The organism is Phytobacter ursingii (genome assembly GCF_001022135.1).
Classification (GTDB): domain Bacteria; phylum Pseudomonadota; class Gammaproteobacteria; order Enterobacterales; family Enterobacteriaceae; genus Phytobacter; species Phytobacter ursingii.
Genome location: NZ_CP011602.1, coordinates 2,261,071 through 2,286,814 on the forward strand (window position 1 = coordinate 2,261,071; position 25,744 = coordinate 2,286,814).

At 53.8% G+C, this 25,744-nt stretch carries 23 protein-coding genes and 1 pseudogene; 18 read left to right on the forward strand and 6 right to left on the reverse strand.

Going from position 1 to position 25,744, the window contains the following annotated elements:
• Positions 1-20: 20 nt before the first annotated feature.
• The gene (locus AB182_RS14100) at positions 21-1,070 is read right to left on the reverse strand and encodes an ABC transporter ATP-binding protein (RefSeq protein ID WP_047370644.1); all 1,050 of its coding nucleotides are present in this window, start codon (positions 1,068-1,070) and stop codon (positions 21-23) included.
• A gap of 306 nt (positions 1,071-1,376) precedes the next feature.
• Between AB182_RS14100 and AB182_RS14105 the strand changes: the two genes are divergently transcribed.
• The 4 genes from AB182_RS14105 to AB182_RS14120 all read left to right on the forward strand — a co-directional run bounded on the left by AB182_RS14105 (position 1,377) and on the right by AB182_RS14120 (position 8,927).
• A complete protein-coding gene (locus AB182_RS14105) occupies positions 1,377-2,147 on the forward strand; it encodes an MBL fold metallo-hydrolase (protein WP_047370645.1) in 771 nt (256 codons plus the stop codon).
• Positions 2,144-3,163, forward strand: coding sequence for a LacI family DNA-binding transcriptional regulator (locus AB182_RS14110; RefSeq protein WP_047370646.1), 1,020 nt, complete (start codon positions 2,144-2,146; stop codon positions 3,161-3,163). The genes AB182_RS14105 and AB182_RS14110 overlap by 4 nt, the downstream gene beginning before the upstream one ends.
• 9 nt (positions 3,164-3,172) lie before the next feature.
• The gene (locus tag AB182_RS14115; protein WP_047370647.1) at positions 3,173-3,937 is read left to right on the forward strand and encodes an inositol monophosphatase family protein; all 765 of its coding nucleotides are present in this window, start codon (positions 3,173-3,175) and stop codon (positions 3,935-3,937) included.
• A gap of 298 nt (positions 3,938-4,235) precedes the next feature.
• Positions 4,236-8,927: an ATP-dependent helicase gene (locus AB182_RS14120; protein ID WP_047370648.1), complete on the forward strand. Its 4,692-nt coding sequence runs from the start codon at positions 4,236-4,238 to the stop codon at positions 8,925-8,927.
• A 14-nt stretch (positions 8,928-8,941) separates the two neighbouring features.
• On the opposite strand, the gene AB182_RS14125 is transcribed toward AB182_RS14120, so the two are convergent.
• Entirely contained in the window at positions 8,942-9,856 is a 915-nt protein-coding gene (locus AB182_RS14125; RefSeq protein ID WP_047370649.1) for a LysR family transcriptional regulator, read from the reverse strand.
• A 115-nt stretch (positions 9,857-9,971) separates the two neighbouring features.
• Between AB182_RS14125 and AB182_RS14130 the strand changes: the two genes are divergently transcribed.
• The 3 genes and pseudogenes from AB182_RS14130 to AB182_RS14140 form a co-directional block, all read left to right on the forward strand.
• The gene (locus tag AB182_RS14130) at positions 9,972-10,415 is read left to right on the forward strand and encodes an ester cyclase (RefSeq protein ID WP_047370650.1); all 444 of its coding nucleotides are present in this window, start codon (positions 9,972-9,974) and stop codon (positions 10,413-10,415) included.
• A gap of 117 nt (positions 10,416-10,532) precedes the next feature.
• Entirely contained in the window at positions 10,533-11,333 is an 801-nt protein-coding gene (locus AB182_RS14135; RefSeq protein WP_047370651.1) for a hypothetical protein, read from the forward strand.
• Positions 11,334-11,466: 133 nt separating this feature from the next.
• Positions 11,467-11,931: pseudogene (locus tag AB182_RS14140) on the forward strand (phosphoketolase family protein); the annotation flags it as partial.
• Positions 11,932-11,966: 35 nt separating this feature from the next.
• On the opposite strand, the gene AB182_RS30645 reads toward AB182_RS14140, so the two are convergent.
• Complete coding sequence (locus tag AB182_RS30645) at positions 11,967-12,293, reverse strand: four-helix bundle copper-binding protein (protein ID WP_071845885.1); 327 nt, start codon at positions 12,291-12,293, stop codon at positions 11,967-11,969.
• A gap of 510 nt (positions 12,294-12,803) precedes the next feature.
• Here AB182_RS30645 and AB182_RS30655 point away from each other — a divergent pair.
• The 9 genes from AB182_RS30655 to AB182_RS30660 all read left to right on the forward strand — a co-directional run bounded on the left by AB182_RS30655 (position 12,804) and on the right by AB182_RS30660 (position 18,945).
• Entirely contained in the window at positions 12,804-12,980 is a 177-nt protein-coding gene (locus AB182_RS30655; RefSeq protein ID WP_071845887.1) for a con-10 family general stress protein, read from the forward strand.
• Between the two features lie 205 nt (positions 12,981-13,185).
• Positions 13,186-13,371, forward strand: coding sequence for a hypothetical protein (locus AB182_RS14150; RefSeq protein WP_047370654.1), 186 nt, complete (start codon positions 13,186-13,188; stop codon positions 13,369-13,371).
• A 703-nt stretch (positions 13,372-14,074) separates the two neighbouring features.
• Positions 14,075-14,257, forward strand: coding sequence for a con-10 family general stress protein (locus AB182_RS14155; protein WP_047370655.1), 183 nt, complete (start codon positions 14,075-14,077; stop codon positions 14,255-14,257).
• A gap of 103 nt (positions 14,258-14,360) precedes the next feature.
• Positions 14,361-14,858, forward strand: coding sequence for a YciE/YciF ferroxidase family protein (locus AB182_RS14160; RefSeq protein ID WP_047370656.1), 498 nt, complete (start codon positions 14,361-14,363; stop codon positions 14,856-14,858).
• Positions 14,859-14,927: 69 nt separating this feature from the next.
• Positions 14,928-15,434 carry a ferritin-like domain-containing protein gene (locus tag AB182_RS14165; protein ID WP_047370657.1) on the forward strand — a complete coding sequence of 169 codons (507 nt, stop codon included), beginning with the start codon at positions 14,928-14,930 and terminating at the stop codon, positions 15,432-15,434.
• Between the two features lie 21 nt (positions 15,435-15,455).
• On the forward strand, positions 15,456-16,331 hold the full coding sequence (locus tag AB182_RS14170; protein WP_047370658.1) for a manganese catalase family protein: 876 nt from the start codon (positions 15,456-15,458) through the stop codon (positions 16,329-16,331).
• Positions 16,332-16,400: 69 nt separating this feature from the next.
• Positions 16,401-17,801, forward strand: coding sequence for a cytochrome ubiquinol oxidase subunit I (locus AB182_RS14175; protein ID WP_047370659.1), 1,401 nt, complete (start codon positions 16,401-16,403; stop codon positions 17,799-17,801).
• Positions 17,801-18,811 carry a cytochrome d ubiquinol oxidase subunit II gene (gene cydB / locus AB182_RS14180; RefSeq protein WP_047370660.1) on the forward strand — a complete coding sequence of 337 codons (1,011 nt, stop codon included), beginning with the start codon at positions 17,801-17,803 and terminating at the stop codon, positions 18,809-18,811. The genes AB182_RS14175 and cydB overlap by 1 nt, the downstream gene beginning before the upstream one ends.
• Positions 18,811-18,945, forward strand: coding sequence for a DUF2474 family protein (locus AB182_RS30660; RefSeq protein WP_082137055.1), 135 nt, complete (start codon positions 18,811-18,813; stop codon positions 18,943-18,945). The genes cydB and AB182_RS30660 overlap by 1 nt, the downstream gene beginning before the upstream one ends.
• 14 nt (positions 18,946-18,959) lie before the next feature.
• On the opposite strand, the gene AB182_RS14185 is transcribed toward AB182_RS30660, so the two are convergent.
• From AB182_RS14185 to AB182_RS14195, 3 genes are all read right to left on the reverse strand, one after another.
• On the reverse strand, positions 18,960-19,457 hold the full coding sequence (locus AB182_RS14185; RefSeq protein ID WP_047370661.1) for a 2-oxo-tetronate isomerase: 498 nt from the start codon (positions 19,455-19,457) through the stop codon (positions 18,960-18,962).
• Positions 19,458-19,507: 50 nt separating this feature from the next.
• Complete coding sequence (locus AB182_RS14190; protein ID WP_047370662.1) at positions 19,508-20,701, reverse strand: zinc-dependent alcohol dehydrogenase; 1,194 nt, start codon at positions 20,699-20,701, stop codon at positions 19,508-19,510.
• Between the two features lie 748 nt (positions 20,702-21,449).
• Positions 21,450-23,846, reverse strand: coding sequence for a membrane-bound PQQ-dependent dehydrogenase, glucose/quinate/shikimate family (locus tag AB182_RS14195; RefSeq protein WP_047370663.1), 2,397 nt, complete (start codon positions 23,844-23,846; stop codon positions 21,450-21,452).
• Between the two features lie 223 nt (positions 23,847-24,069).
• Between AB182_RS14195 and AB182_RS14200 the strand changes: the two genes are divergently transcribed.
• The gene (locus tag AB182_RS14200) at positions 24,070-25,392 is read left to right on the forward strand and encodes a cation:proton antiporter (protein WP_047370664.1); all 1,323 of its coding nucleotides are present in this window, start codon (positions 24,070-24,072) and stop codon (positions 25,390-25,392) included.
• A 152-nt stretch (positions 25,393-25,544) separates the two neighbouring features.
• Complete coding sequence (locus AB182_RS14205; RefSeq protein WP_039079301.1) at positions 25,545-25,742, forward strand: hypothetical protein; 198 nt, start codon at positions 25,545-25,547, stop codon at positions 25,740-25,742.
• Positions 25,743-25,744 lie beyond the last annotated feature (2 nt).

The following is a 25,744-nucleotide window of genomic DNA, read 5'->3' on the forward strand; positions in this document are numbered from 1 at the left end:
CCAAAGTGAATACGATGATGTCAACGTGCTTGTGATGATGGAAAAATATGTAACGCGAGCGCCGGGACGTGGAGTCGGACGGTTGACTGTGCGGGCCAGCACTGTGTTGAATCCGCCAGTAATAACCGATCATGACAACGCACGCTGTGGCGATATAAATTGCCAAGAAACGCACTTTGCTCAACGACGCCATGAAGCGTCAGGCCATCTTCCGGCGTGTGCGTATTGACTGTACTGAGCGCCGTATCGGCACTGCGAAAATACAAGGTGCGATCGCGGAAATCGCCGACAGAATATTTCCCCTGAGCGCGCAGAGAAATATCCGATGCGGCGAAGAGATCGTTAGCAGAAATTTTATTGTCCGCCCCCATAAAATCAGCGACAAAGGGCGTTGCCGGACGCTGGTAAATATCTTCCGGGGTGCCAATCTGTTCGATGCGACCATTATTTAATACCGCAACACGGTCTGCCATAACCAGCGCTTCCTGCTGATCGTGGGTGACAATTAATGAAGTAAAACCCAGACGTTTTTGCAGGGCTTTAATTTCGTGGCGCACGTTGAGGCGCACTTTGGCGTCCAGATTCGACAGGGGTTCATCGAGAACCAGCACGTCCGGCTCAATTGCCAGTGCCCGCGCCAGAGCCACGCGCTGGCGCTGCCCGCCAGAGAGTTCAGTCACCTTCACGTCTGCAAGACCGGTGAGATTGACAATGTTCAACAGCTCCGCCACACGGCGGTCGATATCGTCACGCCGCCATTTACGGAGCTTTAACCCGTAGCCAATGTTGCGTGCCACCGTCAGGTGCGGCCATAGCGCGTAGCTTTGAAACACCATGGTGATATTTCGCTGCTCTGGCGCACTGTGGGTAATATCGCGCCGGGCAACGGTAATCTCCCCGGTTTGCACCGGAATAAAACCGCAAAGTGCATTTAGCAGCGTTGTTTTTCCGCAGCCTGACGGGCCTAAGAGGGCAATCATCTCCCCTTTCTCGACCTGCAGATCGATATTATGCAATACCACCTTTTCGCCATAGCTAATTTTAAGCCCGGCCACCTGTAAATAACTCATATTCGCTACCCAAAAATCACTGCGTTTATTTTTTTAACGCCGATGAACACGTGTTCATTCGAATGTAAAAAAAATGCAATGTTGACTCGACATTATGTGAGCCTACTTTGTCGGGTATTTGTGACAATATAATTAAGACTCTACCCATCAGGCTATTTTATTTGCCAGTTTGGCCCAGGGCAGTGCTCATAACCTCACGTAAAATGTGTACGCTCCGGTTCTTGCGCGCTGGCCTGAAACCAAACTGACTGCAACAATTACGCCTGATGGGCAGGTCTAAGCGTCAAAAATTTTTGGTGAGGGAAAATGAAAATAGATGTGCTTGGCTGCGGTAGCGCCTTCTCCCGCGAACAAAATACCTCTGCGCTGCGGATAATGGATGATACGAACCGGCAATGGCTGATTGACTGTGGCCCCACCATTCCGAGAGCACTTTGGCAGCGTGGCGGGGATATCAACGATATCGACGTTATCTATTTCACCCACGTCCACCCGGACCACTGTGTTGGCCTGACGGCGTTGCTAAACTACTGGAAAAGCTTCTCGCGCCAGAAGCCACTGGTTATCTACAGTCAGCCGCAGCAACGTCCGGTTTTGATGCAACTGGCGGCGCTGGCCAACTGGCCGCAAACCGCGCTGGGTTTTGATCTCGACTGGCGCGACGCGACCGACACATGGCACTGGCACGACTGGCATATCCGCACCGCCGAAACCCAGCATGAATTGCCCAATCGCGCCATTCGCATCACCCAGGGCGGGCAGACACTGTTTTATAGTGGTGACGGCCGCCCAACGCCGCAGTCCATCGCGCTAATGGCCGGGGCCGATCTTGCTTTTCAGGAGTGCGCATCGCTGACGGCGCTCAATGAGGCTGCCTCCCACGGTGATTTTCCCTCCTGCCTGGCGCTATTCCGGCAACTGGATATCCCGGCACTCGGACTCTATCACTGCTACGACGCGATCCTCGATGACCTCAAGGCCGCCTGTGAACCCTGGAACGGGTTGTTTGTCAGTTATGACGGTCTACAGATAACCTTGACTACGCCACACAATGCCCCGGAGGAACGTCCGGCATGAGCTCACTGCCACGTAAACAGAGCGTGACCGCGCAGGATGTGGCCCACCGGGCGGGCGTATCGAGAGCGGTTGTCTCCCGAGCGCTCAGCAATAATGGCAGTATCTCTCCTGACACCCGGGAACGGGTGTTGCGCGCGGCGGAAGAGCTTGGCTATCAGGTTAATTTCCTTGCCCAGGGACTCAATCGTCGGCGCAGTCATCTGATTGGGGTTATGGTCTCGCGCATCAGCGATCCGTTTCGCAGCAGTTTGCTTGATGCTTTGCTTGGCGAGATCCAGCGTCGCGGTTTTCAGGCGCTGGTGAGCGAAATTCGCAGCGAACAAGATCTGGCCCGCACCCTACGGCGTTTTGCTCAGTTTCGCGTCTCCGGGGTTATCGTCACCTCTGGACAGCCGCCGGAAACGTTGGTCAATGAGTGCGTTTCGCAGCAGATCCCGGTGGTCGGCATCAACCGTCAGCCGGATATTCCGTTCGTGGATTATGTCTGTTCCGATAATGTCTGTGGCGCCACGCTCGCAGCCGGGCAACTGGTCGGCAATGGCTGCCGACGTTTCGGCTGGCTAAATACCTCCCACTCGACCTGGGCCGGACGGATGCGTGGAGAGGCTTTTTATCAAGCGCTTTCCACACTCGGCGTGGATATCACGCGCGATTTGCAGGCACTCATCGCGCCCACGGAGGGATACGACGGGGGATTTCAGGCCGCCCTCAGCGCCGATAAACATCCTGAGGGGATCTTCTGCGCCAATGCGCAGCTCGCCTGCGGTTTTCTTGACGGAATGCGCCAGCGTGGCAGACACGCCCCGGACGATTTCCAGCTCATTGGTTTTGACAATACGCCACAAACGGCGCAATACAGTTATCAACTGACCACCCTGCATCAGGATGTTGCGGAGATTTCCCGCCAGGCCCTAACCCGCCTGCTGGAACGGGCTGAAGATCCACAACAGCCTTCGCGCACGACATGGGTGGATGTGCAATTAATTCATCGGCGCACGTCGCCATTATCTCAATAAGAGCAGGCCATGACGGAAGAACAGCAGCAGTCATTATGTGCATTGATTCGTAAGCTCGGCGCACAGGCGCAGGCATTACGTAATGCGGGATTACAGGTCGATAAAAAAGCCCGCCAGGATTTTGTTTCCCATGCGGATCTGTTTGTGGAAAAAGAGATCAAAAACTGGCTGAGCAGCCACTGCCCGCAGGATGGTTTCCTTGGGGAAGAGAGCGGCCTGCAGGCCGGTGAACAGGGCACCTGGGTGCTCGATCCTATCGATGGAACCACCAATTATATTCAGGGAATGGATTACTGGTGCATCTCACTGGCTTATGTTCGCCAGAATGAAATTGATCTGGGGATTATCTACGCTCCGGATCGTGATGAATTTTTCTTTGCCCGTCGCGGCAAGGGGGCCTTTCTTAATGATAAACGTCTGACGTTGCGCGAGCCGGATCCGGAGACAGTAATTATTGGTATGGGACGCTCCAGCCGCGCGCCGGTCGAAAACTATACCCGCACGATCGCCCGCGTGATCAATGCAGGCATGGAGTACCGCCGGTTTGGTGCCGGAGCGTTGATGCTCGCCCATGTGGCTACCGGGCAGGTGCATGCCTATTACGAAGAACATATGAATAGCTGGGATGCGCTGGCAGGGATGTTGATCATCGTGGAGGCAGGCGGTGTCAGTAATGCGTTTCTGGCCGATGACGGTCTGTTAAATGGCAATCTGGTTTTGGCCGGATGTGTTGATGTTCAGGCGCGTCTTTCCGCGCTGCTGGTGAGTCACTAACACCGCCCTTCGAGGGCTTCCCCGGTGGCGCTTGCGCTTACCGGGGCTACTCGCTCATCTTCCGTAGCCCGGATCAGGCGCCTGCGCCGCCATCCGGGTTTCGTTGCAGGTTCCCGCCCTTCGGGCGGTGGCGCTTGCGCTTTAAATTTTTCGCCAACAATCGCCCGAATGCCGCCCGTCACGTCACTGTTATTAATGATGAAATACCCTCGGCTCAACCCCCTGCGTCTGCGTTACACTTATCCTTTAGCCATTATTACTATTCCGGTCGCAGCAGACATCACAGGGAGCAGGAAAGATGTCAAAGAAAACCGTTTTACCCTCCGTACTCACTGATATCTTTTCGCCCGCCACCCGCGACTGGTTTGTCTCTGCTTTTCAGCATCCCACGCCGGTACAGGCGCAGACATGGACGGCAACGAATGCCGGGGAACATGTGCTGGCTATCGCGCCTACAGGTTCCGGCAAAACGCTGGCTGCCTTTCTCTACGCCCTCGACCAGCTTTTTCGTGAAGGTGACACCCCGTCTGCGGATACCGTCGAACGGAAAAAAACCACGCGTATCCTCTACATCTCGCCGATAAAAGCGCTGGGCACCGACATTCAGCGCAACCTGCAGATCCCATTACAGGACATCAGCGAACAGCGAAAAAAACACGGCGTGCCGGAGGTGGTCATCCGTGTGGCGATGCGCACGGGGGACACGTCAACTCAGGAGCGGGCAACGCTTGTGCGCCGCCCTCCTGATATCCTGATTACCACCCCAGAGTCGCTCTACCTGATGCTGACCTCAAGAGCGCGCGAAACGCTACGCGGCGTCGAAACCGTTATCCTTGATGAAGTGCACGCGGTGGCGGGCAACAAACGTGGCGCGCATCTGGCGCTCAGTCTGGAGCGGTTAGATGCCCTCCTCGCCCGGCCAGCCCAACGGATCGGTCTGTCTGCGACGGTGCGTTCGCCGAGCGACGTTGCGCAGTTTCTGGGGGGCGATCGTCCGGTCACCGTGGTTAACCCACCGGCGCTTCGCCATCCGGATATTCGTATTGTGGTGCCCGTTGCCAATCTGGATGACGTCCTCTCCACCAGCACCGGTACCGGCGAAACCAGCCACGCTGGCAGAGAAGGTTCTATCTGGCCGCATATTGAATCCGGTATTCTTGACCAGGTACTGAACCATCGCTCCACCATTGTGTTCACCAACTCCCGTGGGCTCGCCGAAAAACTGACCGCCCGGCTCAATGAACTTTATGCATCGCGCATGGCAGAGGCTCCCGACGTGCAAACCGACGCCGCGCACTATGTTTCGTCGTCCGGGGCGACATCCAACCGGGCGCAAACCGGTGCGACGTTTATCGCCCGTTCTCATCATGGTTCGGTATCAAAAGAACAAAGGGCGGTCACTGAACAGGCGCTGAAATCGGGGGAATTGCGCTGCGTGGTTGCCACATCAAGCCTTGAGCTGGGCATCGATATGGGGGCAGTGGATCTGGTGATTCAGATTGCCTCTCCCCTCTCTGTCGCCAGCGGCTTGCAGCGTATCGGCCGTGCCGGGCACCAGGTGGGCGGTATATCAAAAGCCCTTTTCTACCCGCGTACCCGGCGTGAGCTGATTGATTCCACGGTTGTGGTCGGCTGCATGCTGGCGGGCAAACTTGAGAGCCTGACTCCGCCGCGAAATCCGCTTGATGTGCTGGCCCAACAAACCGTCGCCGCCGTCTCGATGGAGGCGCTGAATGTGGATGACTGGTATGCCACAGTTTGTCGCGCAGCGCCGTGGAAAGCCCTGCCGAGGGAGGTCTTTGACGCCACCCTCGATATGCTGTCAGGGCGCTATCCGTCCGGTGATTTCTCGGTTTTCCGCCCACGGATTATCTGGCAACGGGAAAGCGGCCAACTCACCGCCCGCCCCGGCGCACAGCTGCTGGCAGTGACCAGCGGCGGCACCATCCCTGACAGAGGCATGTTCAGCGTGCTGCTCCCGGAAGGGGAAGAACAGGTGGGCGCCCGGCGAGTGGGGGAGCTTGACGAAGAGATGGTCTACGAGTCCCGCGTCAATGACATCATCACGCTTGGGGCAACCTCCTGGCGCATCCAGCAAATCACCCACGACCAGGTCATTGTGACCCCGGCTCCCGGTCGTTCCGCCAGGCTGCCGTTCTGGCGTGGAGAAGGGAGCGGTCGTCCGGCCGAACTTGGTGAACTGATCGGCGATTTTATGCATGCGCTCGCCGACGATGCGTTTCTCTCCTCCCCCGACAAACTGACCTTGCCGGGGTTGAGCCATGATGAAAACGCACTCGCTAACATCAAAGGACTCATTGAGGAACAACGCAGCGCCACCGGGATTATTCCGGGCAGCCGACATCTGGTGCTGGAGCGCTGTCGCGATGAAATGGGCGACTGGCGCGTCATTCTGCACTCACCGTATGGCCGTCGGGTGCATGAACCCTGGGCGCTGGCGATCGCCGGACGTCTTCATGCGTTATGGGGGGCCGACGCCTCTGTTGTCGCCAGTGATGACGGTATCGTCGCCAGGCTTCCGGATACCGAGGGCAAAATTCCGGACGCCGCCGTGTTTCTTTTCGACCCCGAAAAGCTCAGCCGACTTGTCCGGGATGCGGTCGGCAACTCCGCGCTTTTTGCCGCCCGTTTCCGCGAGTGCGCCGCGCGCGCATTGCTGATGCCGGGGCGCACGCCTGGCCGTCGTTCTCCGCTCTGGCAACAGCGCCTGCGGGCAGGCCAATTGCTGGAGATCGCACGTGGCTATGCGGATTTCCCTATCCTGCTCGAAACCGTACGCGAGTGTTTGCAGGACGTTTACGATCTGCCCGCCCTGGACAGGCTGATGCGCCGCCTGAATACCGGGGAGGTGCAGATTTCCGCGGTCACTACCGCCACCCCGTCCCCCTTCGCCGCCAGCCTGCTCTTCGGCTATGTCGCAGAATTTATGTATGAGTCCGATGCCCCCCTGGCCGAACGCCGGGCCTCGGTATTGTCTCTGGATAGTGAACTGCTGGGGAACTTGCTGGGCCAGGCCGATCCCGGTGAACTGCTCGATCCTTCCGTTATTCGCCGGATCGAGGAGGAGTTGCAGCGCCTTGCACCTGAGCGCAAAGCCCGTGGTAAAGAAGGCCTTTTTGACCTGCTACGCGAGCTGGGACCGATGACCCTGGACGACCTCGCCGCACGCCACCGGGAAAGCCGGGAGGCAGTCAGCGTCTGGCTGGATGAACTGCTGGCTGAACGGCGCGCCTTTACGCTTACGATAGGCGACAGCCAGCGCATCGCCTGTATGGATGATGCCGCACGGCTTCGGGATGCGCTGGGGGTGCGACTGCCTGCGGATCTGCCCGATGCCTGGCTCAATCCGGTGGCGACACCGCTCGCTGACTTGTTTTTGCGTTACGTTCAGACCAACACATTATTTACCGTCCAGCAGATCGCCCACGCGTTCGGCCTTGGCGTCGCCGTGGCGCAGGAGGCGCTGGAAAAATTGCGCGAACAGGGCAAAGTCATGCGCCTGCGCGCCGGGCAGCCCGCACAGGCCGGGCAGCTACATGCGCTCTCCTCCTCAGACTGGGTGGGCGAAGAGATTTTCCGTCGCCTGCGTATCCGCTCGCTGCAGGCCGCACGTGAAGCGACACGTCCGGTACCGGCGACGGCCTTTACCCGCCTGCTACTGGAGCGTCAGGGACTGCTTGCGGGATCGGATGGCATCCCGGCGTTTCATAGCGACCTCTCTGGCGGCGTGTTTGAAGGCGTTGACGGTGTCCTGCGCGTTATCGAGCAACTGGCCGGACTGGGCTTACCGGCAACATTGTGGGAAAGCCAGATTTTACCCGCGCGCGCGCGAGACTACGCCCCGGAGATGCTGGATGAGCTGCTGTCCACCGGCGAAGTGATCTGGTCCGGGCAGAAAAAACTCGGCGACGATGACGGGCTGGTCGCCCTGCATATCCAGGAATATGCTGCGGAAACTCTTATCATGCCGCAAGACAGCACCACTCTCTCGCCACTCCAGCAGGCTATCCTGGGCGCACTGTCTCATGGCGGGGCCTGGTTCGCCCATCAGCTCAGCGCGCTGATCGAATCGCGTCGCGCCCCTGGCGATGAAACACTGTCGCTGACGGCTGATGCCCTGCACGAAGCGTTGTGGGGGCTGGTCTGGCAGGGGTATATCACCACCGATATCTGGTCGCCTCTGCGCGCGCTATCTCGCGCCGGAAGCTCGCCTCGCCCCTCATCTCAACGTCGTGTTCGAAGCCGACGCGGGCGCCCTGCGCTGGCACCTCGCGCGCCCCTGGCGACACAGATGTCATTGAGCACGCCAACGCTTGCCGGGCGCTGGTCGTTATTGCACGCTGATACGCTCAATGACACGGAATGGTTACTTGCGCTGGCGGATAACATGCTCGACCGCTATGGGATAGTCAGCCGACGGGCGGTCATGATGGAGAATCTGCCTGGCGGCTTTCCGGCGATGCAGACCGTTTATCGCAACATGGAAGATGTCGGACGTATCCTGCGCGGACGTTTTGTGGAAGGTATGGGCGGTACGCAATTTGCCGAACGTCTGACCATCGATCGCCTGCGCGAGCTGGCGACGATTAAACCAGAGAAAGCCCTCTTCACGCCGGTCGCGCTGTCTGCCAGCGATCCGGCGAACCCCTTCGGTACGCAACTGCCGTGGCCGTCTCATGTCTCCTCATTGGTTCCCACTCGCCGCAACGGCGCACTGATTGTGATTGCCGGGGGGATACTGCGTCTCTACCTTGCCCAGGGTGGAAAGAAGATGATTGTCTGGCCTGACGATGATGACGCGATCGCCGGACAAGTCTTCCGGGCGCTGGCGGTTGCGCTTCGGCGAGAGCCGCGTCTGCACTTCACGCTGGAAGAGATTAACGACACCCCGGTGCGCCAGATGCCGCTTTTTACCCTGTTGCGTGACGTCGGTTTTTCGAGTTCACCGCGCGGGCTGGACTGGGGTTAACAACATTCCACTCTTTACATCAGTTCACTGGCGTACGCGCAAATCAGTTTGCGTAGCCATTTTTGCGCACTGCCGCCATCGGAACGGCGATGCCAGAGCAAATTAAACTGAATGGCGGGCAATTCGACGGGCGGCGCAAGCATCACCACGTCCCTACTCTGCTCGCTGGCGAGCACGCTACGCCTGAGTACTGTCGCGACATAATTTGTCTGTTGAACAATGGAGGAGACGGCGACCATGACGGGTAACGTCAGGCGAATCTCCCGGCGTAACGCTCTGGCCCGGAGCCACTCATCCACGAGGCCATAATGATTCCCCTCCGGCGACACAAGGATGTGTCCCATACTGAGGTAGGTTTCGAGCGTCATGCCGTTGCGCGCCGCGTCGCTGTCACCACGCACCAGGGTCACAAACTCGTCGCTGATAAGCGGCTGTGAAAGAATTCGGCTCTCCGACTGAGTGGGCGCAATGCCGATAACCAGATCGACTTTGCCGGCATCGAGCATCGACACTGCCTCATCGCGATCGACAAAGGTGTGCACATGAAGGGTTACCCCAGGCGCGTGCTGGCTGATAGTGCGCATGATGCCCGGCAGCAACACCATCGTCGGGTACTCAGACATCCCCAGCGTAAAGGCGATTTTTTTCTCGTGCGGCGCAAAGTCGTCATCCGGCGTCAGCAGGTGCGTCAACTCCTGTAGCGCTTTCGTCACATGAATCGCAATCTCCTTCGCCCTGGCGGTCGGCACCAGGCCAGCTGCGCTGCGAATAAAGAGCGGGTCGGCAAAATGTGTTCGCAGGCGCGACAGTGCTGCGCTCATGGCCGGTTGGCTCACCGAGGCCCGAATGGCCGCACGGGTCACATTCTGTTCTTCCATCAGGGCATCGAAGGCCACCAGCAGATTCAGATCAAGCCCTCTAAAATCCATAGAACGAATATTCCTCTATATCTGTTATCTATTTCATTTATAACACTTGCCGATGGGATACTGACGGCGCAATACAGTTTTCGCTAAAAAAAACCCCCCAGCCAGAGGTAAAACAATGTCAGACAATCATGAAATCGCCCATCGTCTTTTGACAGAACGTAAAGCCGTCGAAACGCTCTATCAGGCCTTTAGCCTGCAACAGCCGGACTTAGTCAATGAGGCTGTCACCGCAGACTGGGCTGATATCCCGTTAGCGCCCGGCCAGGGCCCAGGACCGGAAGGACTCAAGCCTATCATTGCTATGTTTGCCGAGGCGTTCCCGGATGTTCGCATCGTTATTCATGATTTAATTCAGGTGCCGGGCCAGATTGCCGTTCGCGCCGAGATAACCGGCACGCATAAAGGCACCTTTATGGGTATTGCCGCAACGGGCAAAGCAGTGAGCATTCGCCTGCATGAAATGCATCAGCTTAACGGTGAGCGTATTACGACCACCTGGCATATGGAAGACTGGCTCGGTTTATTTATGCAGTTAGGACAGTTTCCGCCACAACCGTGATTTTCTCTGCTTTTCGCATCCTTTCACGGCGTAATTGTCCTGAGAGGATGCGAATGTTGTTAAAGCATCCGCTGAGCGTGCCGTTAATAGAAAGAATGGACCTCCGGAGTGATACGCATGCTACGACCAACCCTGACAGGTAATGCCCGCTTTTTGTTATCCACCGCGACATTGGACACGACGTCCCGAAACCGTGAGCAAAATTCAGCAAGCCCGCTTCCCGAACAAACACCCCCTCCTGCTGACAGTACGGTCTCATTAAGCCAGCAGGCGAAAGATTACTTCGCCAGTCTCCAGAACGACCTTGAAGCCCTTAACCGGTTAGATGAGTTCAGCGCCGCCTCGCGCAAAGCCGACGCGCGCGCCAGACTGGAGGCGATAAAGCGTGAAATCGAGCGTCTGAAAGCCTTGCTGATGCGTTTTGGTCACGCCTCGGCTTACGTCCTTAAACAGCTCAAACAACTCTCGGCCCAGTTGGGTCAGGCGGCATCGCAACTCGGGCAAAGTGACAGCGCCGCCACCCCTCACAGCAGTACGGCGGCTTATAGCGCTATCCAGTCTCTGACTGACGGTGACGCCGGGAGCAAAACCGCTACGCTTGCTGGCGCGCAGTCCTTCATTGATGACCCGGCAGACGACGCATCAGCGAGCGATGGCAGCGAAACCGATAATAGCGCCAGCAGCATGAAGTCGATTTATAACGGGATCCGCGAACAATTGCAGGAGCGCGATTCGCGCCATAAAGACGCGCAACTGTTTAAAGATGTCGAGCGTGAGCTGCGCGCATTGCTGTCGATGGTCAAACGTAAAATGCGCGATGATGACAAAGATGACCCCGCTATGAAAAAAGATATCGACGCGGTGCAACAGCAGCTTGATACGGGCGCCCAACAGATGGCTTATCAGAATACCCCCTGATCCCGTTCGTAAGCCTAGAACGGCCAGGCCCTTGCCACGCCCGGCTCCATTAACGAAGGGGGCGAGCTGGGTTATTCGCTTGCGCATGCTTTCGGCGCCGTGTTCGATAACCCAGCGCTGATTGCCGCCGTCGCGCCACTATCTCCCGACACTGCGCATACAGGTGGTGAACGTGGTGGATTTAATGGCACTACAGACACAGGATCAGCATCCGCATGGCCTGAGTGAAGTGGCATTCGATACCCTTTTTACACGTGATAGACCGGTTATCTTTGCCTTCCATGGCTATCCGAGTCTCATTCACCGGCTCACTTATCTGCGTAATAACCATCAAAATTTTCATGTTCGCGGTTTTATGGAAGAAGGCACCACCACCACACCCTTTGATATGACGGTGCTCAACGGGCTCGATCGTTTTCATCTGGCTCAGGAGGCGCTTTTACGCGTGCCGTCATTACAGGAAAAAGTGGAGGATATTCTGGAGGCATTGCAGCAGAAAATTGCCGCACATCATCAATATGTTCGGGAATATGGCGAGGATCTCCCTGAGATACAAAACGGGAAATGGCCTTCCCGGCAAGGGGAAGGCACGGTTTAAGAATAACGAAATACCGTGGTTTTCTTGCCCCGGTGTCAGGCGACCATTTGCAGACACGCTTGCGCACAGGTCCGACAGGCCTGAGCGCATTGCTGGCAATGTGCGTGCTGATGCTTCCCACACTCTTCGGCACATGCTCTGCAGACATCCACGCAAATACGGCAAAGCGGCATAATATAATCGCTTTCCAGCGTCATGAATTGGGCCACCAGGCGACACAGGGCGGAACACTGTACATCCAGCTTGATGCAAGCGCGCATCATCGCAAGGTCGTCTTCGTTCAGACAGCTTGCGGCACAGTGCTCGCAGGCTATGGCACATTGATAACAGGCATCAATACAATCCTGATGTTCGGAATGCATATTCGTCTCCTCATGTTGATGAGCGAATCACCGTTTCTGAAATTCGCTCTCTCACGCAAAATCAACTTCTTATGTTCCGATGTCACGCTCGGCAACGGCGTATTAAACAGCGTAGCAAATCAAAACAGAGAATCGCAGATCCACCAGGCCATCGATTTACTATACCGTCCTTACTGAGCGTAGAATTTATTCCCTTATCATTTGTAAAGATTTGTATAAATGCGACTTTTAGAACATAGAAAATCAGCAACATCCCACAACTAATAACACATGCAATCAATATCACTCCATACACTTTCACGCCAATTCCATTGATTCAATAAACTTTTATTTGTAATGCAACTTTTTATTGCGATAAATCGCAGAAAATTCCCCTTATCTTTACGACCAAATGTTTCCGCGCTACGCTTTGACGAATTTTTAAGAACAACTAGAGTTAATTCCTGAACGCGATTGACACGGTATTCATTGCCGTATCGATTATATTAAAACCCATACGGGAGATATAAAATGGCGGAACAACATAGAGGTGGTTCAGGTAATTTCGCAGAAGATCGTGAGAAAGCCTCAGAAGCAGGAAAAAAAGGTGGTCAGCACAGCGGCGGGAATTTTAAAAATGATCCTGAACGCGCATCAGAAGCGGGTAAAAAAGGTGGCCAGAACAGCCACAGCGGCGACAAAAAATAATTGTTCGCTCTACCTCCTGAAGATTCGGCTCTGACCGATATTTAATAAACGAGTCGCTAACGGCTCGTTTATTATTTAGAAACATACTTACAACCGTACAGATAACGTTAAACCATCTGTTAATCCAGGATTTATCACATGAAGCCGTCAGTCATAATATTGCAATGTACTCGCAACTCAATCGTAAAAAACAAGAGAGTTTTTCATGTCAGTAAAAGGCACGCCACAACAGAATGAATCAGACATAGCAGAAAATGCTGTCGTTTATTCTCAAGGTATCATCACCATTCATTACTATAACAACGACGATATACCGCTTCGTCTTACCCCCTTGCAGTTACGGCTGGTGCAATATTTAGCCAACCGTAAATTATTGAACGACGGAGAATAAAAGCGACGGGAATTGCGGTTTCTGCGCATCACTCTTCTTCGCCCGGCACGTTGATTTATTCGATCCCACTGGCTCACTGGTTCTTCCGCATTTTATCGCGGCAATGCCGTCACGTTGCCGATCACGTCTTTATGGCATACAGACGTGATCAGGCGCTGTCTGAGCGCAACTCTGTATAAGGTTTGTAACCCCCGCAAACGCAGGGCCATTTCCCTGCTCCAGCCGTGGTACACCCTCTATCAATTATCGTATTCAATCAGAACGTTTCTCTCCCACGGACACGCAATGCGCGCACCACCACCAAATGAGTATCTCCGTCATTTTTCAATAATTTATTCACATAGCGATCCTCTGAGATTAGTCTTAAAAACATTAAAATACGTTATCAATCGCAGACAAATAAAGCGCGAGAAATGTCAATTAATGTCAAGAAAAGCACCCTGGATCCCTGGTTTTGATAGATGATAACGCAGGTTATTAATTCTTTTGCATTGAATAATGACTTAACCTCCTTATTTGAAAAGATATATGCAAAATACCACTAACGCTTAAAATAAAAGCAGTTGGTTAATTCTCAGTCAGAAATAACTTTCCCGCTTCGCTTTGACTAATTTCAGTACTCGGCTAATTTTGAATACGAACACCGACGACATGAGATGCAAAATATGTCGTTTTATTTAAACAACGAAACTGGAGAAATAACATGGCTGAACATCGTGGCGGTTCTGGTAATTTCGCAGAAAATCGTGAAAAAGCATCCGAAGCAGGTCGTAAAGGTGGTCAACATAGTGGCGGTAATTTTAAAAATGATCCGCAGCGCGCTTCTGAGGCAGGAAAAAAAGGCGGTCAGCAAAGCCATGGCGGCGGCCGCAAATCGGGTAACTAAGCTTTCGCCGATTTTCGATATTTAACGTTTAGTTAAATAACAATATTGATAGCGAGTCGAGTTCGACTCGCTATTATTTTCGCTGACATCGAGGGTAATATTTATGCAGATCAACTCACTGACCGATTTCTTTATCCATAGTCTTTCAGATATTTATAGCGCAGAAAAACAGCTCACTCGTGCATTATCGAAACTTGCCCGCGAATCATCTAACCCTGAGCTCGCTGATGCGTTTAAAAAACATTATGAAGAAACGCAGGGACAAATTGAACGTCTCGACCAACTCATTGAAGCCGAGCCGAATATTAAGCTCAAGCGCATGAAATGCCATGCGATGGAAGGGCTTATTGAGGAAGCAGGTGAAGTCATCGAAGCGACAGAAAAAGGGAGTGTTCGTGATGCCGGGCTTATTGCCGCTGCGCAGAAAGTGGAACACTATGAAATTGCTTCTTACGGCACGCTCTGTACGCTGGCAAGCCAGTTAGGTCTTAAAAAAGCACATGACCTGCTTTCCGCGACGCTCGAAGAAGAAAAAACCACCGACAATCTCCTGACGAAAATTGCAACTTCATCGATTAATAAGAAAGCCGAAGGCAAATAAACACCGTCGTAATTCATTCGCTTAATTTCAATTACTGGTAAGTAAAAATGACGATGAAAGGAAAAGAACATGACCCCACAAGAGAATTATCACGACTGGTTGCGCGATGCCCACGCGATGGAAAAACAGGCCGAGTCAATGCTCAGCGCCATGAGCAAACGTATCGATAATTATCCGGACCTGCGTGCGCGAATTGAACAGCATCTGACGGAGACTCAGGGGCAAATTACCCTTCTCGAAGAGGTACTTGATCGCAACGGCATTAACCGCTCCATCATGAAAGATGCCACCAGCAAAATGAGCGCTATGGGTCAGGCCGCAGGCGGCATGTTTGCCTCTGACGAGATCGTAAAAGGGGCGATTAGCAGCTACGTTTTCGAGCAGTTCGAAATCGCCTGTTATACCTCTTTAATCAGCGCGGCAAAAAAGGTCGGCGATGTTGCAAGCGTGGCGACCTTCGAGCAAATCCTCGCCCAGGAAGAGGCAATGGCCGACTGGGCATTTAAGCATCTGCCGGATGTGACCGAACAATTTTTACTGCGTGATGCCGCCGACGGCGTCGAAGCGAAAAAATAACACGCCACATCAGGAGACACTATGTTTCGACACGTTAAACAGCTGCAATATACCGTTCGCGTCAGTGAACCAAACCCCGGCCTTGCCAATCTGTTACTGGAACAGTTCGGCGGACCGCAAGGCGAGTTAGCCGCAGCCTGCCGTTATTTTACCCAGGGGCTGGGTGATGATGACGTCGGTCGCAAAGAGATGCTCATGGATATCGCGACCGAGGAGTTAAGCCACCTCGAAATCATCGGCTCCCTGGTTGGAATGCTCAATAAAGGCGCTAAAGGCGAGCTGGCAGAAGGGACAGAGAACGAAGCTGAGCTTTACCGTTCATTAACGCAGAATGGGAATGACAGCCATGTCACCTCCCTGCTCTACGGCGGCGGCCCGGCCTTAACAAACTCAGCGGGTTATCCCTGGACTGCGGCTTATATTGATACCATCGGCGAAGTCACGGCAGACCTGCGTTCCAATATCGCTGCCGAGGCGCGCGCCAAAATTATCTATGAACGTCTGATTAACGTCACCGACGATCCGGGTGTGAAAGACGCGCTGAGTTTCTTAATGACCCGTGAAGCCGCGCATATGCTCTCCTTCGAGAAAGCGTTGTATTCGATTCGCAACAATTTCCCGCCGGGCAAATTGCCGCCTATCGAGCAATACACCAACGTCTATTACAACATGTCCGAAGGGGATGACCCGCGTGGCAGCTGGAATAGCGATGAAAACTTTGAGTATGTTGCCGATCCGCAACCCGCCGTTGACGGCGGCGATGGCCTGGCGTCTGTCACCCTCAGTAAAGAGCAACAGGCGCTGGTTAAAGCGATGACGAAACGTACGCAATCCGACCCTTCTGTCGACCCCCTTACCGGCGCCGAACTCGGAGACGGGGAACCACAACCCAAATAACATCTGCAGTCGCATGCCTGTGTTATTCACCCCTTAGCTAAGGGGTGTTTTTTTGATAAGGGGATCGCGATGTTGGAATTAGATGCCTTCCATCTGGCAAGAATACAATTCGCCTTTACGGTCTCTTTTCACATTCTCTTTCCGGCTATCACGATTGGGCTTGCCAGCTATCTCGTGGTACTGGAGGGGTTATGGCTGAAGACCAAAAATCCTGACTGGCGCGCGTTGTATCATTTCTGGTTAAAAATTTTTGCGGTTAACTTTGGGATGGGGGTCGTGTCCGGTCTGGTGATGGCCTATCAGTTCGGAACTAACTGGAGCGGGTTTTCCCAGTTTGCCGGCAGCATTACCGGTCCCTTGCTGACCTATGAAGTCTTAACGGCCTTTTTCCTTGAAGCCGGTTTTTTAGGGGTGATGCTCTTCGGCTGGAACAAGGTAGGCCCGGGTCTGCACTTTTTTGCTACCTGTATGGTGGCGCTCGGCACATTGATGTCCACCTTCTGGATCCTGGCCTCCAATAGCTGGATGCATACGCCACAAGGCTTTTCGATTGTTAATGGTCAGGTGGTGCCCACCGACTGGTTTGCCGTCATCTTCAATCCCTCATTCCCGTACCGTTTGCTGCATATGACGATTGCCGCCTTCTTAAGTAGCGCCCTCTTTGTCGGCGCCTCGGCGGCCTGGCATTTATTACGTGGTAATGACACCCCAGCCATCAGAAAGATGCTTTCGATGGCGATGTGGATGGCGCTGGTGGTAGCCCCGGTGCAAGCTTTTGTAGGCGATATGCATGGACTCAACACGCTTGAACATCAACCGGCCAAAATCGCCGCCATTGAAGGACACTGGGAAAATCCGCCCGGTGAAGCCACGCCTTTATTGCTTTTCGGTTTGCCGGATATGGAGCAAGAACGGACACGTTACGCTGTTGCCATTCCCGCCCTGGGCAGCCTGATTTTGACCCATTCCCTGCATGAACAGGTGCCGGCGCTAAAAGATTTTCCAAAAGCAGACAGGCCAAACTCCACAATTGTTTTCTGGTCTTTTCGCCTGATGGTCGGGATGGGATTACTGATGATCGCGCTGGGTATTCTGTCGCTGTGGCTGCGATATCGACACCGTTTGTATACCTCAAGGCCATTTTTGCATTTCGCGCTGTGGATGGGCCCGGCAGGCCTTGTCGCCCTCCTTGCAGGATGGGTGACCACGGAGTCAGGCCGCCAGCCCTGGGTGGTGTATGGTCTCCTGCGCACGATTGACGCTGTCTCCTTACACAGCACATTGCAAATGAGCCTGAGTCTGGCGACCTTTATTATCGTCTACACCTCCGTCTTTGGTGTGGGGTATGGCTATATCGCGCGGCTGATCAAAAAAGGGCCGCAGCCCTGGGATGCGCACCCCACCGATGGCAGACCTGCACGCCCGCTCTCAGCCGCTGGCGAAAGCTTGCAAACCGGGGAGAGAAAATAATGGGTATCGACTTATCGCTTATCTGGTTTGTTATTATTGTCTTCGCCACACTGATGTATATCGTCATGGATGGCTTTGATCTTGGCATTGGCATTCTGTTACCGCTGATCAAGGACGAAGGGGAACGGGACATCATGGTCAATAGCGTCGCACCGGTCTGGGATAGCAATGAAACCTGGCTGGTGCTCGGCGGTGCCGGGCTGTTTGGGGCCTTCCCTCTCGCCTATGCCGTGATCACCGACGCACTGGCTATTCCTCTCACGCTTATGCTCATTGGCCTCATTTTTCGCGGCGTTGCCTTTGAGTTTCGCTTTAAAGCGACACCTCGCCATAAGCCTTTCTGGGACAATGCATTCCTTGCTGGTTCGTTCCTTGCCACGTTTACTCAGGGGGTGGTCGTTGGCGCAGTTATCAATGGTTTCACCGTTACCGGCCGAACCTTTAGCGGCGGCGCGCTGGACTGGCTAACAGCATTTAACCTGTTCTGCGGTCTTGGACTTGTGGTGACTTATGGTCTGCTTGGCGCAAGCTGGCTGGTGATGAAAAGCGCGGGCGCCTTGCAGCATAAAATGCGCGTTGCTGGCAGGACATTACTTTTAGGCTTGCTGCTGGCCATGGCGATCGTCAGTCTCTGGACACCACTGACCCACCCTGCAATTGCGACGCGCTGGTTCAGTTTTCCCAATCTCTGGTTTTTTGCGCCCGTACCTTTACTGGTACTGATTTTAAGCGTGGGTCTGTGGCGGACATTACCTAATCCGCATCATCATACCCTGCCTTTTGTGATGACATTGGGTTTAATTTTTCTTGGTTTTAGCGGACTCGGCATCAGTATCTGGCCAAATATTATTCCGCCCGATATTTCGTTATGGCAGGCAGCATCGCCGCCGCAAAGTCAGGGATTCATGTTGGTGGGCGCGTTACTGATTATTCCCGTGATCCTTGTCTACACCTTCTGGAGCTATTACGTGTTTCGCGGAAAAATTGAGCACGGGGAGGGCTATCATTAATGAACAGTAGACAAAGCGGCACAGCGAAAAAAATCATCTGGTTTATTTCGCTGTGGTTTGGCAGTGTGCTGGCTTTATTTATCGCCAGCACAGTAATTAAATTGTTGATGTCGATGGCAGGCCTTCATACCTGATTAACGAGAGGCGCTTACTGATTATCCGTTAAGAGCATCATTAAGGTTCCTAATGCGTAACTCGTTGCCTGTTTTATCACCGACTCGCTATCGCCCGCAAAACGTTTTACTTTGGCGACAACAACATCGTCAGGAAGCTGCCAGGCAAACCAGACCGTCCCGACAGGGGTTCCGTCCTCGCCGCCATCCGGTCCGGCATAACCGCTGATGGCAAGGCTGACATCCGCCCCGGAACGGTCGATAGCGCCGCTGGCCATCTCTCTCACCGTCTGTTCACTGACAGCGGTATGGGCTGAAATCGTCTCTTCTTTGACGCCCAGAATCGTGATCTTGGCGTCATCCGTATAGGTAATAAATCCACTGCCATAAAATGAAGGCGTGTCGTCCGCGGCACAGAGCGCCGAGGCGACCAGCCCGCCGGTGCAGGATTCTGCCGTGGTCAGTCTTAATTTTTTTTCAGTTAATAATCGCCCCAGTTCGTTGGCGATAGACAAAGCGGGTGTCGTCATCATTCACCTCCTGTTAATAAAAAGGCGGTGGCGCAGGCTACCGCCATCTTCCGTTAGAGGGTCGCTTTTTCTGCGGCCAGACCCGGTATCAGAATAACTTTACGGCACTCTTCCTGACGCTTATCGAAGATTTCATATCCCCTCGCCGCCTCTTCAAGGGAGAGATGGTGAGTGACAATCTCTTCCGGTGAAAGGTGTCCCTTGTCAATCAGTTCAAGCAAATCAGGCAGGAAAGCATGGACATGGGTTTGGCCCATTTTGAAGGTCAACCCTTTATCAAAGGCATCGCCAAACATAAAGCCATGGATAAAACCGGCATAGACGCCAGGTACGCTCACAATACCGCCACGGCGCACAGCCGCAATGGCTTGCCGGAGAACTTTGCCGCTACTGCCTTCAATCTTGAGGTTGCTCATGACAGTTTCGGTCAGGCTCCCTTTCGCTTCAAAGCCCACCGCATCAATCACCGCATCGACACCACGATGGCCCGCCGTGTTTTCAATTATCCAGGCGGCAGGATCGTCATTCTTGTCGAAATTAATGGGAATAACGCCATAGCGTTGTTGGGCAAACGCCAGCCGATAGTCATTGTGATCAATCATAAAAATCTGCTCGGCCCCATTCAGTCGCGCACACGCCGCTGTCAGTAACCCTACCGGCCCGGCACCGTAGATTGCCACGCTCGCCCCTTGTTTTATCTCCGCATTTTTCACGGCCTGCCAGGCCGTTGGCAGGATGTCGGAAAGGAACAGCACTTTTTCATCCGGTAAGTGGGCGGGGACTTTGAAGGGACCGGTATTCGCTTTCGGAACACGGACGTACTCCGCCTGCCCGCCGGGAATACCACCATAAAGGTCACTGTAGCCAAACAGGGCCGCAGGGGGCGTGATGCTCTTGCGGTTAAGGGCGGCGCCCTTCCCGCTGTTGGTATTTTCGCAGGCGGAGTATTGCTGCAGTCGGCAGAAAAAACAGTCGCCGCAGGCAATCACAAACGGGATAACAACCCGATCGCCAGGACTGACATTTTTTACGTCCGGGCCCGCTTCAACCACTTCCCCCATAAACTCATGACCAAAAATATCGCCATGATGGGTGCCAGGTATTTTACCGTGATAGAGATGTAAATCTGAGCCGCAAATCGCCGTTGCGGTTACCCGCAGAATAATATCATCAGGGGCTTCAAGGCCGGGGTCGGGCATCGTATCAACTTTAACGTTATGAGGTCCATGATAAGTGAGTGCTTTCATAGGCGCGTCTCCTGATTAACGGCGTCGAATAAACAGAGCGGTAAATTTTGCGTATCAATCTGAATTATCTGCTGCCCTTTATTTAGGCCGCGTTGATTGCTCATCACCCTATTTATCTGTTAAGAATATAAAGGATAGAACAAAAATAGAGATTCCATTTAACGTCCCTTGCGTTAGCCAATAAAATAAAAACAACAAGCGCAGCGGAATCTTTTTTTAAAAATATATTTGCCGAGCACGACAGGACAGGACAGGAATGACTGATATTGTTGGGCGAAGGGTTAATGAATCTTGCCGCTAAATACGCGAAACGCCAAGTGTTATAGGCTAAGGTTATCGGCGCTAACAAGGCTGGGTAGAAAAGAAGAAATTGATTATAAAAGGCCATCCTACGTGGCCTTTACACCCTTCTATTTTTTAACCGGATCAGGTTTTTTATCACCTGACTCAGGTGCTTCGCGGGGATCATCTTTTTCAATATAGTGCATACAAGTCTCCTCCTGTTTTTACTAAGAGAGTAACTATAGACGTTGTGGTGAAAAATATGCCAGGCGGCAAACGCTACGTTAAATCTGAAATACCGTTACGCTTGTTGATTATTGCGTATGGCTTATGCATCAATTAAAGCAAACAGATAAGAGGGTTACATTGGGCATCTCCTGTGACCCGATAAAACAGACCTGCTGAATAAGCAGGCCTGTGAAAGTAAAATACGGGAACGCGAATATCGTGATTAAACACTGTTTAATTACGGTAAGGCGTACGCCATTAATGCATCTCCGGAGCGGGTACCCAGACCACTATGCCCACCCGCAGCAATGACCACATACTGTTTGCCGTCATCGCCCTGATAGGTCATCGGCGTCGCCTGTCCTCCCGCAGGAAGCCGCGCGCGCCAGAGTTCATTACCACTGGCTTCATCAAATGCGCGCAGGTAATCATCTGCAGTAGCGCCGGTGAAAATCAGCCCACTTTGTGTAATGACATTTCCCCCCATCATAAAAATCCCCGTCGGCAGAGGGAGATTGGTATGCGTACCGAAAATGTTCATATCGCGGGTGGTTCCCGCCGGACGTTCCCAGATAACTTTTTTGCTTACCAGGTCGATGGCATAAATTTTCCCCCACGGCGGCGCGTTACACGGGGCGTCCAGCGCCCCCAGCCAGGGCTTAACGATTGCCGCCCAGGGGGTGCCATATTGCGGCCCGACAGAAAACTCTTTCGGTTTGGGATAGGGTTTTCCACTGCCCCAGCCGGCCCATTTCTGCATTAACCCCTGCTTAATCGCCTCCTCGCTCTTCATGACCTGCATGGTGAACGGGATATAGCTGGTGTTGGCAATAAGCACATGATGACGCGGATCGACAGAGGCGCCGTACCAGTCGATCACCCCGTCAAATGCCGGATAGGCAATGGAGGTGCCCTCTGCGGGCGGCGTAAATTTGCCCTGATAGCGATAACGGTGGAACTGAATGCGGCACCAGAGTTGATCAAACGGCGTGGCGCCCCACATGTCGGTTTCGCGTAAATCAGCCGGAGAGAGATCCGGCATCCCCACAGAATCGGGTTGTGTCGGGGATAATCGCTCGCCCGGCAGTGAGGGACGCTGTGGAACAGGTTTTTCGTTAACCTGCGCCAGTGGTTTGCCCGTTCGACGGTCAAGTAAGAATAACTGCCCCATTTTGGTGGTCTGCACCAGCGCGGGTATCGTTTCACCGCCATCACCTGGCAGGTCAATTAACGTTGGACCAATGGGCACGTCATAGTCCCATACATCATGATGAACTGTCTGGTAATGCCAGCGCTCCTCACCGGTGCGGATATCCAGCGCCACAATGGCGCTGGAGTAACGGTCATCAAAGGGGCGGCGACCCGCACCATAATAATCAGGCGTGGCATTGCCTAACGGAATATAAACCAGGCCCAGTTGCGCATCTGCGGTATAGGTTCCCCAACCATTCGGCGTCCCACGGGTATAGTTCTCGCCGGGCTTAAGCGGCGCTGTCGGCGGAGTGCGCCCCATATCCCAGGCCCACGCCAGCTCACCGCTGTTAACATCATAGGCCCGTACGACACCAGAGGGCTCACCGGTGGACTGGTTATCGTATATCCACCCGCCCAGTACAATGCGCCCGTCCATCACCATCGGCTGTGAAGTAATGAAATGAAAGCCGGGCGGCACCTCGCCCAGATGATCGGTCAGGCTGACAAAGCCATGATTGCCGAAGTTTGTACAGGGCTTACCCGTCTGCGCGTTGAGCGCCACCATCCTGGCATCCGCCGTGGTGGTGATAATTTTTTGCGGGCACATCGTATCCCCGCTATTTTCGCTCCACGCCACACCGCGACACGCCAGATATTCATTTGCCGAGGTATCGTTCTGTGGGTCGAACTTCCACAGTATCTTCCCCGTCGTGGCGTTAAGGGCGATCACCTGGCGATGTGGCGTACAAATATACAGCGCATTGCCCACTTTGACGGGCGTCACTTCAAGGTTAAATTCACGTCCGGCTTTATCTTCTCCTTTTTGCATAACATCGCCGGAGTTAAAGCGCCACGCCAGTTTTAGTTGCGCGACATTTGCAGGGGTTATCTGTGCCAGCGGTGAATATCGCTGACCATCGGCGGTGCGACCGTAATATTTCCAGTCCTTTTCACCGTCCGTCAGAGAAGGCGTTTTTTCTGCCGGAAACGGTTGGTGATGGACAAAACGGGCATCCGAAATCTGCCAGCCACTCCAGAAAACGCCGATAATAGCGACCACATACACCAGAGCGGCGGCACTGCTGTTTCGTCTGGCCGGCGCTGAGCGCGTCAGGGGGCGTATCACCCAGGGCATGCTTACCCATAATCCCAAAAGCGCAGGCACCAGTAAGCGAGGCATCAGTTGCCAGCCATCAAGGCCAACTTCCCACAGGGACCAGATGACGCACAGGACAAAAGTGAAAAGATAAATCCAGACCCCGGCCAGATGCTTTCGCCACAACAACACGCCACTGAGTAAGAAGCCGCAGCCAAAAAGCAGATACCCAGGCGAACCGCCAATAAAGGCCAGCCAGCCACCGGGCAATAAAAATGCAAGCCCGAAGAGGAGCACCAGAACAGCGGTTACTCGCCCCCAAAAACGCGATGTTGTTTGTGACACAGCCCACCCCTTTTGTAAATTCACGTCAATAAAGCTTAGGAAATTTCACATAAGGCGTGTTCAAAACCAGAATCGGGAGTATTCAGACCAGAAAATCTATTTACTTTCAATTGGATGAGATGAGCACTGGTGCGTTATGCGTATTGTCCGGCCTGGAAGAACGCGCGGTTAAGGACTATACCCTTTCGATGAACAGGCGCTGTGCAGAGGATTGAGGAGAGGTATGGGGTATCTGGCGTGGACTGCTGCAACCGGTGGTTTATTACTTTTGATGTCGTTGTCCTATGGCTGGATTAGCCGCGTACCGGTACCTGTCTTTGGGATGTATCTTATCGTGGGTATCGGCTGCGGCCCCTGGGGTCTTGACCTGATTAATCTTGATATCATCGAACACGCATCCTTAACCAGCCGGATAACCGAAATTGCCATGGCGGCATCCCTGTTTATTACCGGCCTTAAAATTCGTCTTCCGCTTAGCTCCCCTTACTGGAGAATGGGAATACTGCTGGCTCTGCCCGGTATGCTATTAACCATTGCGGGCATTATGGTTGTGGCCCATTTTCTGACAGATCTCTCCTGGCCCCTCTCACTGGCATTAGCCGCTATCCTGGCCCCCACCGATCCGGTACTGGCAAGCCTGGTGGCAATCAACGACGCACGCGACGGCGACCGCCTGCGAATCGCTTTATCCAGCGAGGCCGGGCTGAATGATGGCACCGCTTTGCCATTCCTGATGCTGGCACTGGTCTGGTATAAAGCAGGCGGTACGATAAGCGGGGATGAATGGCTACACTGGCTGAGCATTGACCTGGTCTGGGCCCTGGTGGGCGGTTTGTTGATAGGTTTTCTGCTTGGACGGGTCATTGGCCTTGCTGCGACTCGTTCCCGCCATGCGCAAGGGGAAGTGGCCCCCAGCGATTTCATCGCCTTATCCCTCATCTGCCTGAGTTTTTCGCTGGCCATGTCGGTGAGCGCTTCCGGTTTTTTGGCGGCGTTCGCCGCAGGCGTCGGCTTGCGTAGTGCGGAAGTGAGCGTGCAGAAACGTCATTCTGAGGAAGAAGGCCATGATTTGCCCGCTGAAATGCAGGTGAATCCCCATACCCGCCATGCGCTTGAAGAGCGCAACCCAATAAAGCAAGTCGGCCTGGTCATCGGTGATGCATTGTCTTTTGGCGATACGGTGGAGCGTTTGCTGGCAGCCACGCTGGTCACCGTTCTGGGGGTGACTTTCGCATTACACTGGGACGCCACGGCCCTGATGCTGGCATTGATTATCTTCGTTGTCGTGCGCCCGCTTTCGGTGTTTATCCTGACATGGCGTGCTAAAGAATCACGGTTCCATCGGATAAGTCTCGGATGGCTCGGCATCCGGGGTATCGGTAGCCTGAACTATATCGCTTATGCCTGGGTTCATGGTCTGTCGGGCGTCGATGCAAACAGAATGGCGGATATTGCCATCACGGTTGTGACCCTCAGCGTGTTTATCCATGGTATTTCGGTGACGCCTTTATTGACGCTACGCCGAAAGCGTGAAGAGGACCAGTAAGGCCGCTTTTCGCCGTGGTAGTCCCCGAACCAAGACGCCCCGCCCCTACACCGGGTAGCGATAATCTGGATTTGCGTGGCAAACCCGGCTTCACGCCTGCGGCGACCAGAAGAGTTGTCACTTGCCTCTATACTTAGTGTCGGAGGTTTTTGATGAGAACGTTTTTTAAATCTTTATTTGCCAGCCCGGACGCCTTATTGCAGGTGATGAGCCACAGTGAAATTCAGGACGCCATTGAGGATGGCGAACGGATTGTTGTTGATGCGGATGGTAACACGTCGGTGAATATCCATTGCCAGAAGGTCCAGGATGATTTCAAACGGCATGTTGATGCATTAAAGAGGGCTTAGGG